Here is a 20614-nt window from a genome sequence, read left to right as displayed (position 1 = left end):
CAAGTAACCGTAACCGTCCACCGAAAACAAGAGGACTCACATGTCGCTTTCAATTGGTATCGTTGGCCTGCCAAACGTCGGCAAATCCACGCTGTTCACCGCGCTGACCCGCAAGGGTGGCCTGGCCGCAAACTATCCGTTTGCTACCATCGACCCTAACGTGGGCATCGTTGATGTGCCTGACGCAAGGCTCCAGAAGCTGGCCGAGATTGTCAATCCTGGCCGTATCATGCCTGCAACCGTTGAGTTTGTGGACATCGCTGGCCTGGTCAAGGGCGCAAACGAAGGTGAGGGCCTGGGCAACCAGTTCCTGGCAAACATTCGCAACACCGACGCTATCTGCGAGGTTGTTCGTTACTTCAAAGATCCCGACGTCATCCACGTTGAGGGTCGCGTCAATCCTGACGAGGACGTGGACATCATCCAGACGGAGCTCATCCTCGCTGACCTGGGCACCATTGAGCGCGCCCTGCCTAAGCTGGAGAAAGAGGTCAAGCGCGATAAGGACCTCCAGCCCAAGCTTAACGTGGCAAAGCGTCTTCAGGAGTGGCTGAATGAGGGCAATCGCGCCGCTGACATGGAGATGACCGACGAGGAGCGTCTGGCTGCTCGCGATCTTTTCCTGCTTACCATGAAGCCAATCCTGTACGTCGCAAACGTCGACGAGGACATGCTCACCGAGCCGGCTCCTGTCATCAATGGCGTTCAGTCTATTCCTGTTTGCGCAGGTGTCGAGGCTGAGCTTGCTGACCTTGATCCAGAGGAGGCTGCAGAGTATCTGGAGTCCCTGGGACTTGAGCACTCCGGCTTGGAGACGCTTGCTCAGGCAGCATACAAGCTGCTTGGCCTGCAGAGCTACTTCACCGCTGGTCCCATGGAGGTCAGGGCGTGGACCGTCCGCATTGGCGCTAAGGCTCCCGAGGCCGCCGGCGTCATCCACTCCGATTTTGAGCGAGGCTTCATCAAGGCTGAGGTTGCCAGCTACAACGACTACGTTGAGCTGGGCGGCGAGGCCGGCTGCAAGACTGCGGGCAAGCTGCGCATCGAGGGCAAGGAGTACGTGGTCGAGGACGGCGACGTCATGCACTTCCGCTTTAACGTCTAAGCCACAAAACCGCTGATAGTTAACATGAAACGGGCGAGAAGACCGGTCTTCTCGCCCGTTTTTGTGTGGGGTGGTGTCGCGGGTCGTCGCAGGTCGCAGGTCGCGCGTCGCTGTGGGTTGCACGTCGCTGCGTATCGTCGCGGGTTGCGAGCCGCTGCGGGCCGCTAGCGCTTTGGGGCCTGATCGGTGCCCAGGACCACGGTGATGTCCACGTCAGTTGGGTAGGAACCGTCGTTTGCCTTGATGTTAGCGGTAGGGATATCCAGCGCTTTTGCAACACCAACGGCCTTTGCTAGACCGGTACGCGTGCCGTCGTAGACAATAATCGAGTCGGTAGGATGCTCCAGAGAGCTGTCGGCGTAGGCGGTGTAGCCCTTTGTCTTCAGGATGCCAGCCTTTTGAGCTGCAAGTCCTTGAACGTCGGTGCCATTGAGCACGGCAACCTCACCGGTGTAGTCAGGCTTGATACTGTCGACCGCAGAAGTATCGCCCGCAACGGTACCTACGATACCAGCGGTTTCATCGGTGCTTGTATCCTCCAGAGGAGGTAACGCTTGGTTTACACGATCCATCATGGTCTTCCAGGCGCTCTTATCGACAATCTCATACCACACGTCATCAATGAGCTCGGACGTTGTAGGCGTACGCGCGGAATACATATCCTTGGAGGTATCCATGCCCCTGAATGACATGGCCAGGCCCACAATATCGGTAACGTTGAAGTCAGTAGTTACGCTTTCGGCCATGGTAGACACGGCACCAGACATAGAAACGGGGTCCAGCTGGAGGACCTTCTTGGCAATGGCCGTCAAAATCATGCGCTGGTTAGCCGCGCGGTAGAAGTCGCCTGCGCCGTAGTTGTCGTATGCGTGGCGACTGCGAGAAAGGCCGAGTGCTTGCTGGCCATTGAGCTGCTGCTCGCCAGCGGGAAGGTCGATGCCTGAGTACTGCATGTCAGAAACGGCAACAGGCAGGTTGACCGTAATGCCGCCAATAGAGTCCACAATCTTGGTGAACGACTCAAAGTCTACCTCGGCATAGTGCGAGATGTTGACATTTGCCAGCTTGGAAACGGCCTCGACCATTCCGGATGCGCCGCCATAGCTGTATGCGGAGTTAATCTTCTGCTTTCCATGTTCTCCCAGGTCAACCATAGTGTCTCGGGGGATGGAAATCAGGGTAATCTTCTTGTTCTTAGGATCTACGCGAGCCAGAATGATAGTGTCGGCGCGGAAGTTTGCGTCGGAATCACCCCAGTTCTCTGCACGCCCCTCGTCCTTATCGACACCAAGAAGCAGCATGTAGAACGGGTCAGACGGAGCAACCTGTACCAGTGTGGCCTGCAGGTTTGCGTCCAAGCCCTGGCGAAGTTTTGAGTTGGTATCCAGCATCCACCACGCAAACGCTACGCCTGCTACCAGCAGCAACGTTCCCAGAATGCCGGCAAAGATCTTAAGACCACGACCGCGAGAAGAACCTTGGCGCTTCTTGGAATATGCACCGACGCCTTCGGCGCGAGAAGGTGCATGGCTCACTGCACCAGCACGATGCGCAGCAAAGTGGGTATGTTTTTGCTGCTGAGCTGGGGCTTCTTCGGGCCACTCATCGCCGACGTTGGTCTGGCCAATCAAAGGCTCGCGCGTAAACCTGGAGCCGTGGGATTCGTGATTGTTGCGTGCAGAACTTGCACCTGCGCTTCGAACACTGCCCAGCGTGCGAGGCTGATATGCGCCCTGATTATAAGCGTCATAATCGTCCTGTGCGAAGTCCTCTGTATCGTACTCAGGGGTATCTTCGTACCTATCACGGCTGTTGTGACCGTGATTCTGAGATGAATGTGACCTTCTGGCCATTGGGGCTCCTTTGTGTTTAATCTGCGTTTTGCCCAATGCGTTTTGTCAAACATCTACTATACGCAATTTTGCGTCTTTGTGCTGCATAGAAACAAACCTGCCACAAAAAATCCCCGCTTCAACGTGTGAAGCGGGGATGTGTGCGAGAAGTTCATAGAGCTTGGCGCGAGAAGTACGAGCAACTTTTGCTCATGGCGTTACTTACTGCGCAACGCTGTCTTACTTACGACGATCCTTCAGAGCATAGCCAAGCGTTGTAATAACGCTGCCCACGGTAGCTACTGCAACAAGAGCAATCTCGGAGAAGTCGCCAGTCTCAGGAAGCTTAGGCTGCTTCTTCTTTGGCTTCTTTGGAGTCTCTGATGGAGGAGTTGCTGGTGGGGTGTTTGGTGGCGTATTTGGAGGCGTGGTAGGAGGAGTGTTTGGTGGAATCTCGGTGTTGGTAACCGTGAAGCCATCAGTCTGGTTGCCCGAGACTGCGCTGGTATATCCAGCAGGAACGTTCTCTTCTACTACGGTGTAAGCAATAACGTGACCGTCTGTTGCATCGTTGCGGAGAAGACCGCTAAATGTTGCAGCCCAGTTATTGGTCTGGTCAAGAGTGACTGTCTCGGTGCTAGCAACGCCGTCTTTGTAGAGCCTGACGGTAACAGGACCGCCGACAGTTCCTACCCATGTCTTGTTAACTTGTACATCAACTGTTGGGGTCTTCTCGTCCTCAACGGTCTTAATAACGCCGGTGGTTGCAGAAACGGTGAGGTTATACGTATCAGTATTGAGCTGGTAGCCAGCAGGAGCGGTAATCTCCTGAACGTTGTAGGTGCCAGCAGGGAGCTTCTCGGTGGTAGCGGTACCATCTGCACCAGTGGTAATGGTCCAGGTCTTGGTTGGATCAGTGGTGCTGGTTACCTTAAAGACTGCACCCGCAAGCTTGGTGTTGTGGTCGTTCTTATCCACCTTGACGATGCGGATACGAGCGATGAGGGTAGAAGTACCTTCTCCGCCGGAAGTTGCGTTGCGATATACCCAATCGGAGCTGTACTCAGGGTTATCGGAGTACATCTTGATGAGGTTACGCAGAGCAACACCTGGAACGTACGTGGTGCGATACGTGAACTTAAAGCTCTGACCGTTGCTGAGGTCTATGCCAGAAAGGTCAAGATCAAACGACTGTCCATCAGGAGAAATGGTGAGCATACCTGGGGTAATAGGGATGCGCGTAGCGGTTCCTGGGATGGTTGAGCCGTACTCGTCAAAGCGAGCGCTCCAGAGCTCAAAGGTGTTTGGAACATACCTAATCTCTGCAGGAAGATCTCCGCCGCCCTGGTCAAGGAGTTGGTCGTGTAGACGGACGTTGCGGAAGTTACCACCAGAGTAGTTGATGCGGCCGGTCCACTGGATTTCGTTAGCGTTACCATCGATAATCTTGCCCCACTTGGAGAGGTACTCAGTACCAATGGTGCCAGGAGCGGTGACGTCAAACGTTACAGGAACAGGGCTGCCAGAGACAGTAAAGATAAAAGATTTACCGGTACCTGTCTGAACGCGCTGTGAATCAATGGTAAAGCCAAGGCGAGCGGTACCGCGCAGGTCAGTGTGGTTGTTAACGTAGTCGGTAAAGACAACACGCATGTTTCCACCAAAACCATCGGTACCGGGGGTGACGTGAGCTACTGCCATGACCTCGCCGGTTGCTGCATCGGTGATGTTAAAGGTAGACGCAGGATGAGCTGCGGTAAACCTCATCTCGTTAGGGAGGGTGACGTCAAAGTAATCGCCCGGCTCTACGTTAGCGTTTGCAGAGGCGTCCCACGTCATAGCAATGGCATACACATTTGCCTTGTTAACAACGGTAGTTGGATTGCCAAAACGATCTTCAACTCTAAAGTCTGTAATGGTTGCGACAACCGCTTTAGGGGTGCCTGTAGCAGCTTCAGTGCTTGCAGTCTCAGCAAAAGCTGATTTTGCCGCAAGCGGAAGCGCCAGGACCAGCATGAAGACAAAACTTAACAGCTTAAACAGTCGTTTGTTCATCAGGACTCCTTTGCAATAGATACGTCTATTCTCACCTATTACAAAGAGAATTTATTTGAGATTCTGTATATATTTATATAGCTTTTTTAAAGTTCAAATATTTATGCAGGTACAAGGAATTTATCGATTCTTTTTCCAATACCTTTTAAATAAAGTACAGGTAAATTCACAGGTTCTTCACAATTGTTCACAACAAACATTCCGCACTATGTGCAGCTTAACGTAATAAAAATGGATAAATATTACCTCTAGTAAATTCAAATGCTGGACATTAGTCACTTTTTATACGTGATTCCGAATAGGTCATTTTTCTGTATGCAATTAAGGAGGCGAGAAGTTCGTAGAGCCTTGCAAAAGAGATGGTTTTCTCGCCAAAAAAAGAACGCCTTGCCACGAGGACAAGACGTTCTTGTAACGTTGCGCGTAGCTGCACGTTTGTGCAGCTACGACTTTGCGCCAGACTTACTTGCGACGCTTAAGTGCAACTGCGCTGCCCAGTGCTGCCAAAGAACCAAAGAGGACTCCTGCAACAGAAGAGGCATCTCCGGTGTAGGGGAGGTTGGACTTCTTGCGAGTTTTAGTAGGCTTCTCTGGAGTTGGAGGAACCTGGGTGTTGGTGACTACAAAGCCCTGAGTTGCGTCACCGGTGATCTGGCTAGTGTAGCCAGCTACCTCGTCCTCAGAGATGGTGTAGGTAATCTCAGAGCCGTCAGCTGCATAAGCCTCGAGGCCTGTGAAGGAATCCTGCCAGTTGTTGTTAGAGCTCAAGGTAAGGGTCTTGCCAGTGTCAACGCCATTTGCAAGCAGGTGAACGGTTACTGCTCCGCCCTCTGCACCATTCCAGACTTTCTGTACAGGAATGTCTGCATGAGCGTTCTTTTTGTTCTCAATAATCTTGATAGTGCCGGACTGATTGTCAACGTTTACGGTGTAGACAGTAGCGTCACGCACATAGCCATCTGGAGCAGTAAGCTCTTCGATGGTGTAGGAGCCGGTAGTGAGCCTTTCGGAGGTTGCAGTTCCATCGGCGCCTGTAGTAAGAGTCCAAGAATCAGCTGGGTGAGCAACGCTTGTTACCTTAAAAGTTGCGCCTGGAAGCTGGGTAGTTGCGTTGTCAGCATCAACCTTGATAATGCGGATGCGGCCGACAAGATTGCCGTTTGCGGCGCCGGAGTTGTTTGGAGAGTAGTAGGTAAAGCCAATCTCGCTTCTTGGAGCACCGCCAGCGTTGGTGAGAACACCGTAGTTGTGCAGAGCCATACCTGGGATAAAGGTGGTGCGATACTGCAGGAGGTAACGCTGACCCTGGGAGAAGTCAACGCCGCTCAGGTTGAGGTGGTAGGAGTGACCGTCAGCTGCAATAGAAAGTGCACCATTAGGAATGGTGACCTCCTGGAGGTTGCTGTAGTTTCCGGTTCCATCAAAGTCTGCACGATACAGGTGGAAAGAGTTGGCAATGTAGGTTACCGATGCAGGCAGGTCTCCGCCGTTTCTATCAGAAAGGGAGTCAGAGAACTCAACGCCGGTCATGTTAGCTGCGGAGTAGTTAAGGCGAACGTACCAAAGAACCTCGGACTCAGTGCCGGTAACAGGACCGCCCCACTTGTTGAGCCACTCCTGGCCAATGGTGTTCTTTGGTCGAACAATCATGTTGAGAGGAACGGCGGTGCCGTTAACGCCAAAGTCAATGTGGGTGTTATCACCTGCGTTGATGGCGTCGCGGTCATAGAGTGCAGAGAGCGAGAAAGTACCCTTAATCTGAGTGTGGGTGTTTGCATAGTCTGTATAAACAACATGCAGGGTGCCGCCAAAAATGCTGCCTGCTGCTGGAGTTGGGTAAGCCCAAGCTACGGTTGCGCCGTTAGGATCTTTAACTTCAATTGGAGTTGTGTTTTGTGTGGCTGTGAACTGGACTTTATCGGGCAGGGTAATATCAAAATAGTCACCTTCTGCCACGGTAGAAGCGGTAGATTCCCAGTTGATTGTAATATGGTACAGATTATCAGTGGTAATCTCATTGACTGGTGTATAAGTATCATCAGCCACAGACATGCTGGTAATTTGAACCGGTGAAACAGTTGCAGCTGAAGCGAATGTTGCCACGAAAGTAACAACAATCATAAAAGGAACAAGAAATACACCTAGTCTGACCAGTACTTTTTTCATAAACCAAACTCCAATTCGTATTTCAAACGTGAGAAAATTATTGCAGATAGGTACTTAAAAACTGTTACCAGTTTTGGTCGTCACAAAACAATTACATTTCAAGTTATAGTGTCTTTGACCTGCTCTTCTCGCCATATTTTGTGTTTTATAATTGTTAGAAATTAGTAGCATTTCTTGTCAGATTATAGAACTTTACCGTCTTTTGTTTGCGCAGAATAAGAAGACTTTTTGGCGCGCGCAATCTCTCGTGGTGTTATCGGCTGGTTGAAGGTATTATTAATAGCAATAAATTCGTGGTAGAGATATGTGTCCATACGTGCGGTATTGTGCGTCGGCGCAGAATCAAGAGTGACCGGGAAACCGGAGAAGCGGAGTCATGCATGAGCGAGTCCAGGCCCAAGCAGTTTGTTGCAGTTCTAGACTTTGGTGCCCAGTACGGCCAGTTAATTGCACGTCGCGTGCGCGATCTTAATGTCTACTCCGAGATTGTTCCTTGTGATATTTCCGCAGATGAGCTTCGTGAGCTCAATCCATCTGCGCTTATTTTGTCCGGCGGCCCTGCTTCTGTCTACGCCGAGGACGCGCCAAAGATTGACCCAGAGATTCTGGAGCTTGGCCTTCCTGTCTTTGGTTTCTGCTATGGACAGCAGATCATGGCGGTTACCCTGGGCGGCACCGTTGGACATACCGAGAAGGGCGAGTATGGCCCAGCTCATCTGACCCGCGCGGGGGAGAGCCGTATCTTTGACGGCACCGCTGAGCAGCAGACCGTTTGGATGAGCCACCGTGACGCTGTGTCTGAGGTTCCAGAGGGCTTTACCGTTACCGCTTCTACTGACGTTTGTCCTATTGCAGCTATGGAAAACGCTGCTAAGAACTTGTATTCTACGCAGTTCCATCCAGAGGTCAACCATACCGAGTGCGGTTCCCAGATGCTTTCTAACTTCCTGTTCAATATCTGTGGTTTTGAGAAGACGTGGACCATGGATAACATCATTGAGCAGAAGGTAGAGGAGATTCGTCAGAAGGTTGGCGATGGCCGCGTTATTTTGGCGCTTTCCGGCGGCGTTGACTCTTCTGTTGTCGCAGCCCTTGTTCACCGCGCTATCGGCGATCAGCTGACCTGCGTGTTTGTTAACCATGGCATGCTCCGTAAGGGCGAGCCAGAGATGGTTGAGCAGGTCTTCCGCAAGCAGTTTAACGTGCCTCTGATTCACGTTCACGCAGAGGAGCGCTACGCAGAGCTTCTAGCTGGCGTTACCGAGCCAGAGATGAAGCGTCGCCTGATTGGTACCGAGTTCTGGAAGGTCTTCTTTGACGAGGCTCAGAAGCTGGACGGCGTTCAGTTCCTGGCACAGGGCACCATCTACCCTGACATTATTGAGTCGGGCGCTCGTAAGACCGGCGGCAAAGCTGCAACTATCAAGAGCCACCACAATCTGATTCCATTCCCAGAGGGCGTTCACTTTGACCTGATTGAGCCTCTGGACCACTTCTTCAAGGACGAGGTCCGTGCGCTGGGCGTTTCTCTTGGTCTGCCAGAGAACCTTGTCTACAGGCAACCATTCCCAGGTCCTGGCCTTGCTATCCGCATCATTGGCGACGTTACCCCAGAAAAGCTGGAGATTCTCCGCAACGCCGACGCTATTGTCCGTGAAGAGATTGATGCCTACAATGCTCAACTCTTTGACGAGACAGGCGATCGTAACTCCGAGCACAGCGTTTGGCAGTACTTTGCGGTTCTACCCGACATTAAGTCCGTTGGTGTAATGGGTGATGAGCGCACGTATGCTCGTCCAGTTATCCTGCGCGCTGTTGAGTCGAGCGACGCTATGACCGCTGACTGGGCAAAGCTCCCTTACGAGCTGCTGACCCGCATTTCTTCTAGGATTGTCAGCGAAGTTGCTGGCGTTAACCGCGTGGCGTATGACATCACTCCAAAGCCACCTGCGACCATTGAGTGGGAATAGAGTAACAAATATGTTTCTTCCGAAAAACCGTTGAAAATACAGCGCTTTAGCGTTTTTAGGAGCAAAAAGTTCCTTGGTAATCTGTTCGATACTTAAAATAAAAAAGCAGGTCTGAAAGGGAGTTATTGAATTTAGGTAAATTGTCTAAAAGTCTTTCATCATTTTGGTGAGAGGTTTTTGTGGAAATAGTGGGTGATAAATTAGAAATTGTGAAGGTGATGAAGTATGATATTTCATAAATTTGGCGATAAAAGATTTTTATATTTTTTATTGGAACATGCTGAAGATAATTCCACCAGGATTTATCTTCAGCATGTTCCAATGTTATCCGATAAATGCCATGTAATTTTACCAATACTTGATAATCATGGAGAAGAATATCAAAAAAGATTACATTTCGATTGAAGATTTTATTGCAATTTACGATTTCTTTAGGAATTAATTTTGGTGAAATAATTTCGATTGTGGGAGAGACGAAATGAACAATATTGTCAATAAAAAAGAATTGATTGGGATTATTGAACAGGCATTGTATAATAATGAACTAGCAGTTTTTGCTGGTGCAGGACTCTCCATTGATGCTGGATATTATAGTTGGGAAAAGTTATTAGAAGAACCTGCAAAAAAGTTGGAATTAGATATATCCAAAGAAAAACATGATTTGATTTCTTTGGCTCAGTTTTATTGTAATAAAAATAAAAGAAGTGCTATTAATGAGCTTTTATTAGATTCATTCCCATCTAATAAAAAACCAACGGAGAACCACAAAATATTATCACAGCTTCCAATTTCTACATATTGGACAACAAATTTTGATACATTAATTGAAGATGCGTTGAAAGAAAATAATAAAAATGTTTCAGTTAGAAAGGCTGATAAGGATTTACAGCTTTCATATAAAAATTATGATGCAGTTGTATATAAAATGCATGGAGATATTCAAAGTCCATCTGAGGCTGTAATAACTAGAGACGATTATGAAGAATATGGAATTAATAGTAGAAAATTATTTAGAGATGTTTTAGAAGGAGCATTGCTGACAAAGACTTTTTTATTTTTAGGATTCAGTTTTAGTGATCCCAATTTTAATTTTGTACTCAGCAAAATGAGAGTTTTGTTGGGAGATGATAATAGATCACATTATTATATATTAAAAAAATTGTTGAACCTAATAAGGATAAGTTTGAAGAAGAAGAAGAATATAAAAAAGCACTAGACGAATATGAATATGATTCGATTAAACAAAGACTGCAGATTGCAGATTTAGATAGATATGGAATAAAAGTATACTTGATTGATAGCTATGAAGAAATCACAGAGATATTAAAAATTATTTTGAATAGGTACAAAAGAAAAACTGTATTTCTTTCAGGAAGTGCAGAAACTTATGCTCCATTAAATACACAAATAGCTAAGGATTTTATCAGGAAACTATCTTTTGAACTGGTTAAGAACGGATATAAAGTTATTAATGGATATGGATTAGGTGTAGGGACTTATGTAATAGATGGAATTACTGAATATTGCTATGATCACAGGAATATTAAAATTGAAGAAAGCTTAAAACTAATGCCATTTCCATTAGGCGCACAAAACAGTGATCAACTTCGGACAACATGGGAAAAATATAGAGAAGAAATGATTTCTCAATGTGGTATAGCAATTTATATGTTTGGTAATAAACAAAAGAATGGAGAAATTATTAAGGCTGATGGTGTAAAAAAAGAATTTAATATTGCTGAATCACATCAATTAGTGAATATACCATTAGCATTTACTGGATTTATGGCTCAGGAATTATATTTTGAAAGTGATGTTAAGATTAAAAAAGTTTTAAATAATGATGAAATCGAATGCATCATTAATTTTCATGATATAGATACTAATGTCAACAAAATAGTTAAAATGATAGATAGGCTTAACAGTAAGGAGGAATGTTAATATGGCTAGAAGAGTATTTTTTAGTTTTCATTATGATGAGGATATCAATAGATCAATGACAGTGAGAAATAGTTGGGTTACTCAAGGCAAAGAAGCGGCAGGTTTTATTGATAAGGTGGAATTTGAAAAAGTTAAAATGAATGGTGAAAATGCTGTTTATAAATGGATAGATAAGCAACTAGAAGGGACTTCAGTTACTGTAGTTCTAATTGGCAAAGAAACACTAAAACGTCCATTTGTCCAATATGAAATACGGAAAAGCATTGAAAGAGGTAATGCAATAATTGGAGTTCATATACATAACATTAGAGATATGAGAACTCAAAGGATATCGGTGAAGGGTAATTCACATACTGTTATTGGATACTATAAGGATGGGACACCTGCGTATTTTGATTCTATTTGTGATGATTTGTACGACTATTCGCAAGATAATGGATACTATAATTTGGGAAGTTGGATTGAAGAAGCAGCACGAAAAAAGGGAAAATAATTGCAGTGGTTTGATAAAAATGTCGAGGTGATGAGTTATGAAAAAGATTTTTGTGCAAGTAGAATTTAGTGAATATATAATGGATGGCTTATAAAAATCTATGTGTGATATTTATGTAGTGAGAAAAATTTATAATTCCACTTTCGAGTTGGCTAAAAGAGTAAATAGTTATGGGAAAAACAGCGAGACAATTTAATAAAATTTATATTGATTATAAAAAGAAATTTAAAAAGCCAATTCAACAAGTTTTGATGTTGATGCCGTATACTTTTTCAGACAATGATATTGTTAATACATTTAAAGAGTTATATCCGCATATGTGGGATGATTTGAATAAAAAGTATAATTTTTGGTATAACAAAAATATGGTTCTGATCAAGTATGGGAAAAAGAGCAGATATAATTTTAGAAAACCATATAATTTTATTTTAGATTGTGCTTCTCCTAGTGTGAATAAACTTAGAAAAGATAAGAATAGAATTATTTTGGGAAAAGATGAGGTGGCAAATTTAAAGAATGAAATAAAGCAGCTATCAAAATCCAAATTTGATAAAAGAAAACAAAAAATCGACGACACATTGAGATTCATTCAAGAAATAGAACCATCATATACATCATTTTTTATTGATAGATATTTTAATACTTACGATTTGCATCAAAAATTAGAGATAATGAGAGAGCTTTCAAAATATAAATCATCAAATATTACGGAGTTTTTTTATAAGGTTAATTCATGTACGAGAAATTTTTCTTTAAAAATAGAAGCTCAAAACTATATTCAATCTATTGGATTACCATTTATGTTAAGACGTAAGAAAAAAGGTAAGAAAAATTATATTGATAACGAAATTGTAAAAAACAATTCAGGTCCTGAAGTTTTAAAACAGAGACTGTACGTAGATGATTTAGAAAAGGTGAAAAGATTTGATGTTTTTATATCTCATAACTCTAGTGATATGAATCAAATAGTTGAATTATATAAAGACCTAAATACAAAAGGATATGTGGCTTATATAGATTGGGTTAATGATAAATATGATTTGAAACGAGAATGGTGTAATGCTTCAACATCAGAAATTATTAAACTGAGAATACATCAAAGTAAGATTTTTATAATTTTTTTAACAGAATCAACTTTTAAATCACAGTGGTGTCCATGGGAACTTGGATATGCAGATGCTTTGAATAAAAAAATTTATGTTTATATTTCACCTAATTTTAAAAGTGTAGATATTCCTATTTTCTATAGAGGCTACACTGAAATAAAAAGTGTTGATGAAATTATAATAGAAAATAATTGAAAGGAGATAGCTTCTTCTTCATCCTTTATCTCATAGATTCTGTAGTTATTAGTATCTTATAAGTCCATCCATGGTGGGTTTTGTTTTGTATTAAATCATTTTTATAAGTTGTCAAGTTTAGTTAAAATATCCTTTGATTTTGGCAGCTATGAATAAGGTTTTTAAGCTTTGAAATGGAGAAGCACCTGCTAAGACTGTTTTGGCTAGGTCGTACAAATTCAAATTTGATGGGAGCGCAATCAAGTGAATGAATTCAATGAATATGTTCGTGAAGTCTTTTCTATAGCAGGCGATATCGTTATACGATCCATGATGGGTGGATATCTTGTGTACCTTAATGGCAAGTTGATAGGCGATATTGGCGATAATGAACTGTTTTTGAAGAGAACTCCTACATCGGATAAGCTACTTGCTAATTCAGAATTGCGTTATCCGTATGAAGGCTCAAAGACACTAATGCATGTATTTGATAGATTTGAAGATACGGAGCTTGTTTTGGAGCTTCTGGATGGTATGTATGCTGAGCTTCCGGAAAAGAAACCCGCGAAAGCCAGAAGAGAAAGATAAATTTGGGAATATAATTCCCAAATTTGACAACATTGGATACCAATGAGACAATAATCTCCTGTTGCTGGGAGGTCCTTGTATGTATATAAAGCGTGAAATTGAACCAACGATTGACGCAATGCTAAAGCAGGGGAAAGTTGTGCTTGTGACCGGTGCTCGCCAGGTTGGAAAGACAACCGTACTCAAACAGCATCTCGGTAATGACTTTAACTATGTTTCGATGGAAAATCCCAGGGACTATCTTCTTGCCAAAGAGGACGCTGTTCTCTTTTTCGAATCAAAGACTCTTCCGCTTATTATTGATGAAGTACAGCGTGTGCCAGAGCTCTTCTCGCCGATAAAATGGGTCGTTGATCAATCGGAGGAAAAGGGTCGCATTGTGCTTACCGGCTCGCAAACATATCATCTTATGAAGGGTGTGAGCGAGTCCCTAGCGGGAAGGATACGGATTTTAGAGATGCCCGGTTTGAGTCTGAGGGAACTCTCCGGTAATTCTTCCAGTCCCCATCCTTACGTTCCAGAAGTGATGGTCGATTCTTTAAATTCGTCCTTGACGGACGTTTGGGACTTGATTCACCGGGGTTCGATGCCAGAGCTGCAAGACCCCAACATTGATTGGGATCTCTTCTACACTGACTACGTAGCCGCCTATCTTGAGCGAGATGTTCGTGAACTTGTTAACGTAAAGAACGAAGCAAAGTTTTACAGCTTTATGGTTGCATGTGCAGCAAGGACCGGTCAGCTTCTGAATACTTCTGATATTGCAAACGCCGTTGACGTAGATCATAAGACGGTCAAAGCCTGGCTCTCAGTTCTTCAGGCTTCCAATATCGTGCGTGTTATCGAACCATTTTGGCCAAATATCGACAAGCGTCTGACGAAGACCCCGAAGATTTTTTTCATGGATACCGGTCTCGTATGTCATCTAACCAGGTGGACGACACCTGATCAGTTGCGAAATGGCGCAGCAGCGGGGCACATCTTTGAGACGTTTATAGTCTCTGAGATTCTTAAGAGTTTTATGAACTCAGGAAAAAGTTTGCACGATGTCTGGTTCTACCGCGATACCAAGAAAAGAGAAATTGACCTCGTTATTCAAGATGGTCATATTCTACATCCTGTTGAGATAAAGGTATCAGCGACGGTGAGAAAGGATGCTGTGAAGAATTTTGCCTGCCTTGAAAATCTTCCTGGTTATGAGGTAAGTTTTGGTCATGTTATTTGTCAAACTCCAGAGCCGTACTTCATCACACGAACCGTTCAGGCAGTTCCCGTTTGGGGAATTTGATTTTTGCCAAGGTGAAATATTGCTTTGTAATTTTAAGCAGGAAGTGTATACCTGCGCTCAAGTCTTTTATGGCGATAAGCGATAAGAACGTTGGGAAACAGAAGCACAGGTCATTTGACTACGTCAGGACAGTATCCTAGATACCCGCTTATACTGGACTCTTTGCTTAAGAGAAGAGTAGTGTGAAACAACCTAATACGGTATCACTCGTTGTTTAGTTGGTGGAATCTAATAGAAAAATGCAATAAGGCTCTATGATTTAAGTTTAGCAACAGGCACCTATACCGGCATAAATAAAAAACCTATCCTATATAATTGAAGATAAAAGTAATCATTATGATTTAACCAGGCAAGCTTCTTTATGTTTTTTCAAGTTCTCTAGTTTATGATATTAGTTATCGTATAAAAAGTTTTTGAAGGAGGATTTTATGAGTAAAGAAAATAAATCTGACAACTGCATTGATGATTGGTGCGAGGAAGTAAGGAACGCCAAATGGGAAAAGATTGAATTAGAAGAGTATATTTTAGAAAAAGATGAAGATTACATTGATAATTTAATTAAGGTTGATGAAGATAAAAAGAAGAAATGGGGCATTAAAGCAGCATGGGAAAAGCATAATTTTTACCAGCTCCCCCATCTCTTTTCAGGTGATTTAGAGAATGCAAAAATTATCGTTTTAATAGCTAATCCCGGAAACAGAGATGATGAGATTAAAGACTGCGAAAATCATTTCAAAGAACGAGAGGAATTATTGATAGATTCGAAATCACCTATTTTGAGCGAGAAGATGGGAAAGGATACGCATGGATGGTATTGGACGAGAAGAACATACATGAATGCTTTTTGGACTGATGATGAGCTAAAAGATCGAATAAAAAATGGAGAATTTGATAAGCTTTTCGTGTTATGCAAGAATTCTGAAGAGTTTCGTCAACGATTAAAGGACTGTTTTTCCTTAGACGAAGACACTTCAAAAAAATTTATAAAATTTATAAAAAAGATAGGGAAAGATAAAGCTCCTTATGAACTATCGAGTATCTATGAAATGATGGAGAAAGAGTGGGGGACGAAAGGACTACTTCGCGGTTTTGTTCAGCAAATGCATATTGGTCTAATTAATCGGTATGTTGCTAGTGCTGAATACTATCCCTATCATTCGGAAACCCCTTATAACTTTTCTTTTATAGAGAAAAAAGCTGACTCAGAGGAAGATAAATATCTTATGCCTAGCACAGAATGGATTATTAATCAGGTTTCAAAGCGTATAAAGAATTGTCAAAATTCTTATGAAGAACTGTCGTTTACGTTTAAGCAAGAACCTCTCATTATTATACCGAGAGAAAGTGGTCAAAAATTATGGGTTAAACAGGAGAAGGCTTTCTATGAAAAAGGAAATAGATATTGTGTTCCTGTAGATGGTTTGGATACATATGAAAGAATATTAGCGTGCAGTACCAGCGTTCGGCGTGATAGAAATGGTTCTCTTCTTAAACCGGAAAATCTTCGCATGTATCAAAATAAAAAGGTAGATGAAGGAACAAATGAGAAGGCTAAGGGACTTTTGGGAGAAGTTTTAGATGAAATGATCAAAGAATTAAAATCGCAGGAATAGCCCTACTAGTGTGTTAGTTGAAGCACGAGGAAGGACTGAGTATCCTCGTGCTTCATGTTACTTACGGATGCTTCTAGTATATAAATGAGTAGATAAACAGCATTAAAAAGCGTGTGTATCAATTTGTTTAGGTACTGCATTGCCGAATCAGAGCATTCCAATTTCAATAAAGTTGTTTATGTAGACATAGGAGTTGGTTTTAAGGTTAATACTAAAAGACCATTAAGCTCAATCTAATTTTATTAGATTTTACACCTCTATATACCTGCATAAATAAAAAACCCTACCTATATAATTGAAGGTAAGACAGATTTTCTCGCCAAGGACCGAATGCCCGAATGCATAACGAAGTCCACGATAGAAAAATATTTGAAAAGGACTGAATAATACTTTAGACAGTGGGTATAACCGCTCTCGCCGTTATTGGAAGCGATTTTGTGTTCGTATATATTGGCCTCGTTTTGTTGTTGTCCCTTAGTTAAAAGTACTATTTGTTACCTTTTGTCTATTTGTTGTCAAAACAGTAGGTGTCGCGAGCGCTTGTTTACGTAAAGGCGCAAAGGATACAAAGAGAAAAGGGGTATGCATGGCGTTGTCTGGGTTCAAACGTATACAGAGGATTCAATGTTCAGAAATGAGGCGGATGTACCTATATCTGCCGGTGCAGTTTTGCAGTTCTAGTTTGGATGAGCATATGCTCGAGCAAAGAGATACAACAGGAACTTTCGCTACCGTACCTATTGAGAAGTAATTTCAGTAAACGGTGAGGTAAAAGTAAGCAAACAACAAGGTTGGAATAACAGATTGCTTGGCTTGTTAATGTATGAAAACCTGACCGTAGTTAATTAACAGTATTACTAATACCTACAACTTATATCTACATATATGCGTTGTGTCTTGCAATGAGAGACATTAACGCATCTTGATGGACGGGTTTCTCGCCACGTCACTGACCGCTGCTCAATTTAGGAGGCTATATGAAAACGTAAAATTTGACGTTCAACTCTGCGTATTGGAATGGAGCACGGTAATTATCAGCGAATAGCGAGCGAGCAGGCAGGAGAGAGTATGAGAACGTACATTGCAGAAGTAGCGCACCAGTACTATATGGATTCGGATTTTAAACGACCTACGGCAGAGAGCGTCTCATTTTTATACAGCGAGCTGGATAAAGAAAGTTTTGTGTCTGTGTACGAATCACACTTTGGCTTTAGAAGTCCACTATCGTTTTGCGTCATCGTATACAGCAAGCCATTTGTTGATAATACAGAGTTCGTGAAGGACCAGGTTGTAAGAGCATGCGAAATTTGGAATTTAGGTTTCGATAAGGATTTGCGAAAAAACCTTTCGGTTAAAGAGAGCAATGCCATGCAAGTTTTGGGTGAGGCCACCACGCAGGGATTGAATTCCCTGCGCTCCATGTTGAGCGTTGTGGGTGCAAATGAGTTCTATGACGTATTTAAATCGTCTAATGATTTTGCTACGGAATCATTTATTGATACAGCACATGGCAAAGACACATTATTGAAGGACGCCTTGCAATCAAAATTTGGTAAGAACCTCGCAAAAGAAGTGCAACGCATTTATGAGAGTGCTGATGCAGTGGCTGCTGATAGTGAAAAGTACAATCATTTCCCCGTGCATTATATTTTGGAAGGCGCAGGTTCTCCTGTTGGTATGCAGGGTTTTAACGTATTGGCCAGTGCGTTACAAGACGCTGGTCGTGTTCCCTCAACACACGTGTACAAGCTTAATTTTGATTGCCCTCAATGGGACAGCGCATACAGAAGCGAGGTTATAGAGTGTCTTAACGATAACCTCGTAAGCTGCTTTGAAGACAATTTGTTACTTATTCAATATTCCGAGTCTCAAAATGATAGGGACCTTGACCTCCGTAAGTATCAAGCACTTACAAAGCTTATGGGGCTTCTTAACAATCATCTCGATCGTGTGCAAGTAGTGCTTATGGTTGCAGCAGGTAATGAGGCGAATATGCGGCGCTTAGCGGATAAGATACAGGCTCCTGTGGTGACTATAGAATATGAGAAAGGTTTGGCTGTTTGGAATCAGACGGATGCATATGACAAGCTTGTACAAGTGGCAAAACGTCGTGGGGTAGAGCCGTCTGCATCAATGGAGTCATTACTTGCAAAATATCAGTTTAACCGCAGCGACCGCACGGTAACGCAAATATTTGATGACTGGCAGACACTGTCGCAGACACAACAAGTCTATCCCTTGTATCGAGATGCGTATCATACGTACCTGAAGTCTCCGATAAAACAGGCAGATCCTATGCAGCGTTTGCAGGAGCTGATTGGCCTATCAGCACAAAAGCAGCTGATTCAAGATATTGTTTTGCGTATTAGAATGAATCGCACGCTTGTAAGGCTGGGACAGCCCACAAGGAACTTCTCGATGCATATGGTGTTTTCCGGCAATCCTGGTACTGGAAAAACTGAGGTAGCAAAACTGTATGGAGAAATCCTGCATCGTGAAGGTGTTTTGCGAGAAGGCCGTTTGGTTGTTATTTCTGGTTCAGAGCTGAGTCCTGGTAATGTCCCTAAGATATTTGAGGTGGCACGTGGCTCGGTGCTGTTTGTCGATGAAGCTTATACGCTAATTGGCTATTCTGAGACAGTGGCGGCGTTGATAGCTGGTATGGAAAACAACCGCGAGGAAACGGTAGTTATTCTAGCTGGATATTCTCGTCATATGGAACAACTGTTAGATACAAATCCCGGTTTTAGGTCGCGTATTGGCTTCACTATGAAGTTTGACGACTATACGACGGAAGAACTGGAACAGATCTTTGAGTTGATGGCAAAGCATGTGCAGGTAGCTTTGACAGATGAGGCGCGTACTTGTGTACGAGATAAGCTTTCTGGTGCTGGTCGCCGAGGAGATCAGGGTAATGCACGATTTGTGCGCAAGCTGTTTGAAGATTCGCTTGGTGCTCAGCAGCTGAGATTGGCTCATTTATATGCAGATGCGAGAGATTCCCTGCAGCTTAAGCATGAGCTTGGAATGTTACAAGGGTGCGATATTGTGTCTTTGGCAGACAGTGATGCCATTGCTCAGTTTGGGGAAGTTTTTGCAGGACAGACACCAAAGCGTGATACACGTAGTCAGTCTGCACGAGAGCAGCTTGCGGATTTAATTGGATTGGATGAAGTAAAGAAGATTATATTGGATCGCCTTACATATGCAAAAGTGCAAAAGTATAGGCGCGACAATGGCTTTGAGTCTGATTATTTACCGATACACATGGCATTTCTCGGGAATCCTGGTACTGGAAAAACTGAGGTAGCGCGTCTGATAGGAAAGATCCTGAAGGATGAGGGTATCTTATCGGTAGGTGATTTCTACGAGTGCGGTCGTGCCGATTTGGTGGGCACGGTTGTGGGATCTACGGCACCTAAAGTGCAGGCGTTATTTGAGAAAGCTCGAGGCTCAGTAATTTTTATCGACGAAGCCTATTCGCTTATTGATGATAGGTCGCATAGTTTTGGTGATGAGGCGATCAATACTATCGTTCAATGTATGGAGAATATGCGCAATGATGTGGTGGTAATTTTTGCTGGTTATGAGCAAGAAATACTTGATTTCATGAGCTGCAATCCAGGGCTTGCATCTCGAATAAAGACACAGATTCGGTTTCCTGACTATTCGATTGATGAGCTGGGTCAAATTCTGAACCTTATGGCTTGTGAGCTTGGATTTACTTTAGCGGATGATGTATTGCTCCGTTTTGAGAAACAGATTGCCGCAGTGGCGCAGTTGCCAAACTTTGGTAATGCTCGTGTAGTTCGTACGATGCTTGAGGACGCTATGGTGGCACAGGCTGTACGTGTAAATGCTGTCTTAGCTGGGACTGCCGTTCAGGACGTCGGATCTGCAGAAGCTGCTGAGACAGCAGAGAAAATTAACTCTACCAAGAAGCCTATTGACGATAAGCAGCTTATGGAGCTGCGTGGATGCGACTTTAAAATCGATATTCCCTTAGCATCAAAACCATTCATGGGTTTTGCGTAGAGTTGAGAAGGTTGTGTAGCTGGTAGTTGTTTCAACGCGAATGTCCTGACTATGCCATTTTTGTATCTATTTCCCGTGCTTTTGAGCAGGCGTCATAATGGCGCCTGCTTTATTCAAGGCTTTAGTCTGTTGAGCACGAGTAACGCGCGAAACACAAAACCACCCGCTATTGAACTGCCTCCCATTTCTTGGACATAAGAAATGGGAGGCTTTTTATGCGTGTGGTGTAGACGACTGAAAGATGCAGG

13 protein-coding genes are annotated in these 20614 nt (G+C 43.8%); 10 read left to right on the top strand and 3 right to left on the bottom strand.

All coding sequences use genetic code 11. From position 1 onward, the window contains the following. Positions 1-40: 40 nt before the first annotated feature. Positions 41-1105: a redox-regulated ATPase YchF gene (gene ychF / locus HMPREF1493_RS05360; RefSeq protein ID WP_035428427.1), complete on the top strand. Its 1065-nt coding sequence runs from the start codon at positions 41-43 to the stop codon at positions 1103-1105. Between the two features lie 164 nt (positions 1106-1269). On the opposite strand, the gene HMPREF1493_RS05355 is transcribed toward ychF, so the two are convergent. The 3 genes from HMPREF1493_RS05355 to HMPREF1493_RS05345 all read right to left on the bottom strand — a co-directional run bounded on the left by HMPREF1493_RS05355 (position 1270) and on the right by HMPREF1493_RS05345 (position 7158). Continuing rightward, positions 1270-2958 carry an LCP family protein gene (locus HMPREF1493_RS05355; protein ID WP_051485291.1) on the bottom strand — a complete coding sequence of 563 codons (1689 nt, stop codon included), beginning with the start codon at positions 2956-2958 and terminating at the stop codon, positions 1270-1272. 219 nt (positions 2959-3177) lie between these two features. Beyond that, positions 3178-4992, bottom strand: coding sequence for an Ig-like domain-containing protein (locus HMPREF1493_RS05350; protein WP_051485290.1), 1815 nt, complete (start codon positions 4990-4992; stop codon positions 3178-3180). A 462-nt stretch (positions 4993-5454) separates the two neighbouring features. Continuing rightward, positions 5455-7158, bottom strand: a complete 1704-nt coding sequence (locus HMPREF1493_RS05345) for a Cna B-type domain-containing protein (RefSeq protein WP_035428425.1) — start codon at positions 7156-7158, stop codon at positions 5455-5457. A 380-nt stretch (positions 7159-7538) separates the two neighbouring features. Here HMPREF1493_RS05345 and guaA point away from each other — a divergent pair, with 380 nt between their 5' ends. From guaA to HMPREF1493_RS05305, 9 genes are all read left to right on the top strand, one after another. Next, complete coding sequence (guaA, locus tag HMPREF1493_RS05340; protein ID WP_035428423.1) at positions 7539-9128, top strand: glutamine-hydrolyzing GMP synthase; 1590 nt, start codon at positions 7539-7541, stop codon at positions 9126-9128. Positions 9129-9606: 478 nt separating this feature from the next. Beyond that, positions 9607-10344, top strand: a complete 738-nt coding sequence (locus HMPREF1493_RS07085) for an SIR2 family protein (protein WP_051485289.1) — start codon at positions 9607-9609, stop codon at positions 10342-10344. Positions 10345-10418: 74 nt separating this feature from the next. Then, positions 10419-11069, top strand: coding sequence for a hypothetical protein (locus HMPREF1493_RS07080; RefSeq protein ID WP_051485288.1), 651 nt, complete (start codon positions 10419-10421; stop codon positions 11067-11069). Between the two features lies 1 nt (position 11070). Continuing rightward, complete coding sequence (locus HMPREF1493_RS05330) at positions 11071-11562, top strand: TIR domain-containing protein (RefSeq protein ID WP_035428422.1); 492 nt, start codon at positions 11071-11073, stop codon at positions 11560-11562. A gap of 170 nt (positions 11563-11732) precedes the next feature. Beyond that, entirely contained in the window at positions 11733-12863 is a 1131-nt protein-coding gene (locus tag HMPREF1493_RS05325; protein WP_035428420.1) for a toll/interleukin-1 receptor domain-containing protein, read from the top strand. A gap of 243 nt (positions 12864-13106) precedes the next feature. After that, positions 13107-13430, top strand: coding sequence for a TfoX/Sxy family protein (locus HMPREF1493_RS05320; protein ID WP_035428419.1), 324 nt, complete (start codon positions 13107-13109; stop codon positions 13428-13430). Positions 13431-13509: 79 nt separating this feature from the next. Continuing rightward, positions 13510-14718, top strand: a complete 1209-nt coding sequence (locus HMPREF1493_RS05315) for an ATP-binding protein (RefSeq protein WP_035428418.1) — start codon at positions 13510-13512, stop codon at positions 14716-14718. Between the two features lie 428 nt (positions 14719-15146). Continuing rightward, positions 15147-16331, top strand: a complete 1185-nt coding sequence (locus HMPREF1493_RS05310) for a hypothetical protein (RefSeq protein WP_035428417.1) — start codon at positions 15147-15149, stop codon at positions 16329-16331. A gap of 1068 nt (positions 16332-17399) precedes the next feature. Further along, positions 17400-20366, top strand: a complete 2967-nt coding sequence (locus tag HMPREF1493_RS05305; RefSeq protein WP_035428416.1) for an AAA family ATPase — start codon at positions 17400-17402, stop codon at positions 20364-20366. The last annotated feature ends 248 nt before the right edge of the window (positions 20367-20614 follow it).

Origin of the sequence: Atopobium sp. ICM42b (genome assembly GCA_000564995.1) — a bacterium.
In the GTDB taxonomy this organism is placed as follows: domain Bacteria; phylum Actinomycetota; class Coriobacteriia; order Coriobacteriales; family Atopobiaceae; genus Lancefieldella.
The sequence above is the reverse complement of the archived record's forward strand: the minus strand, read 5'-3'. Positions and strand labels throughout refer to the sequence as shown.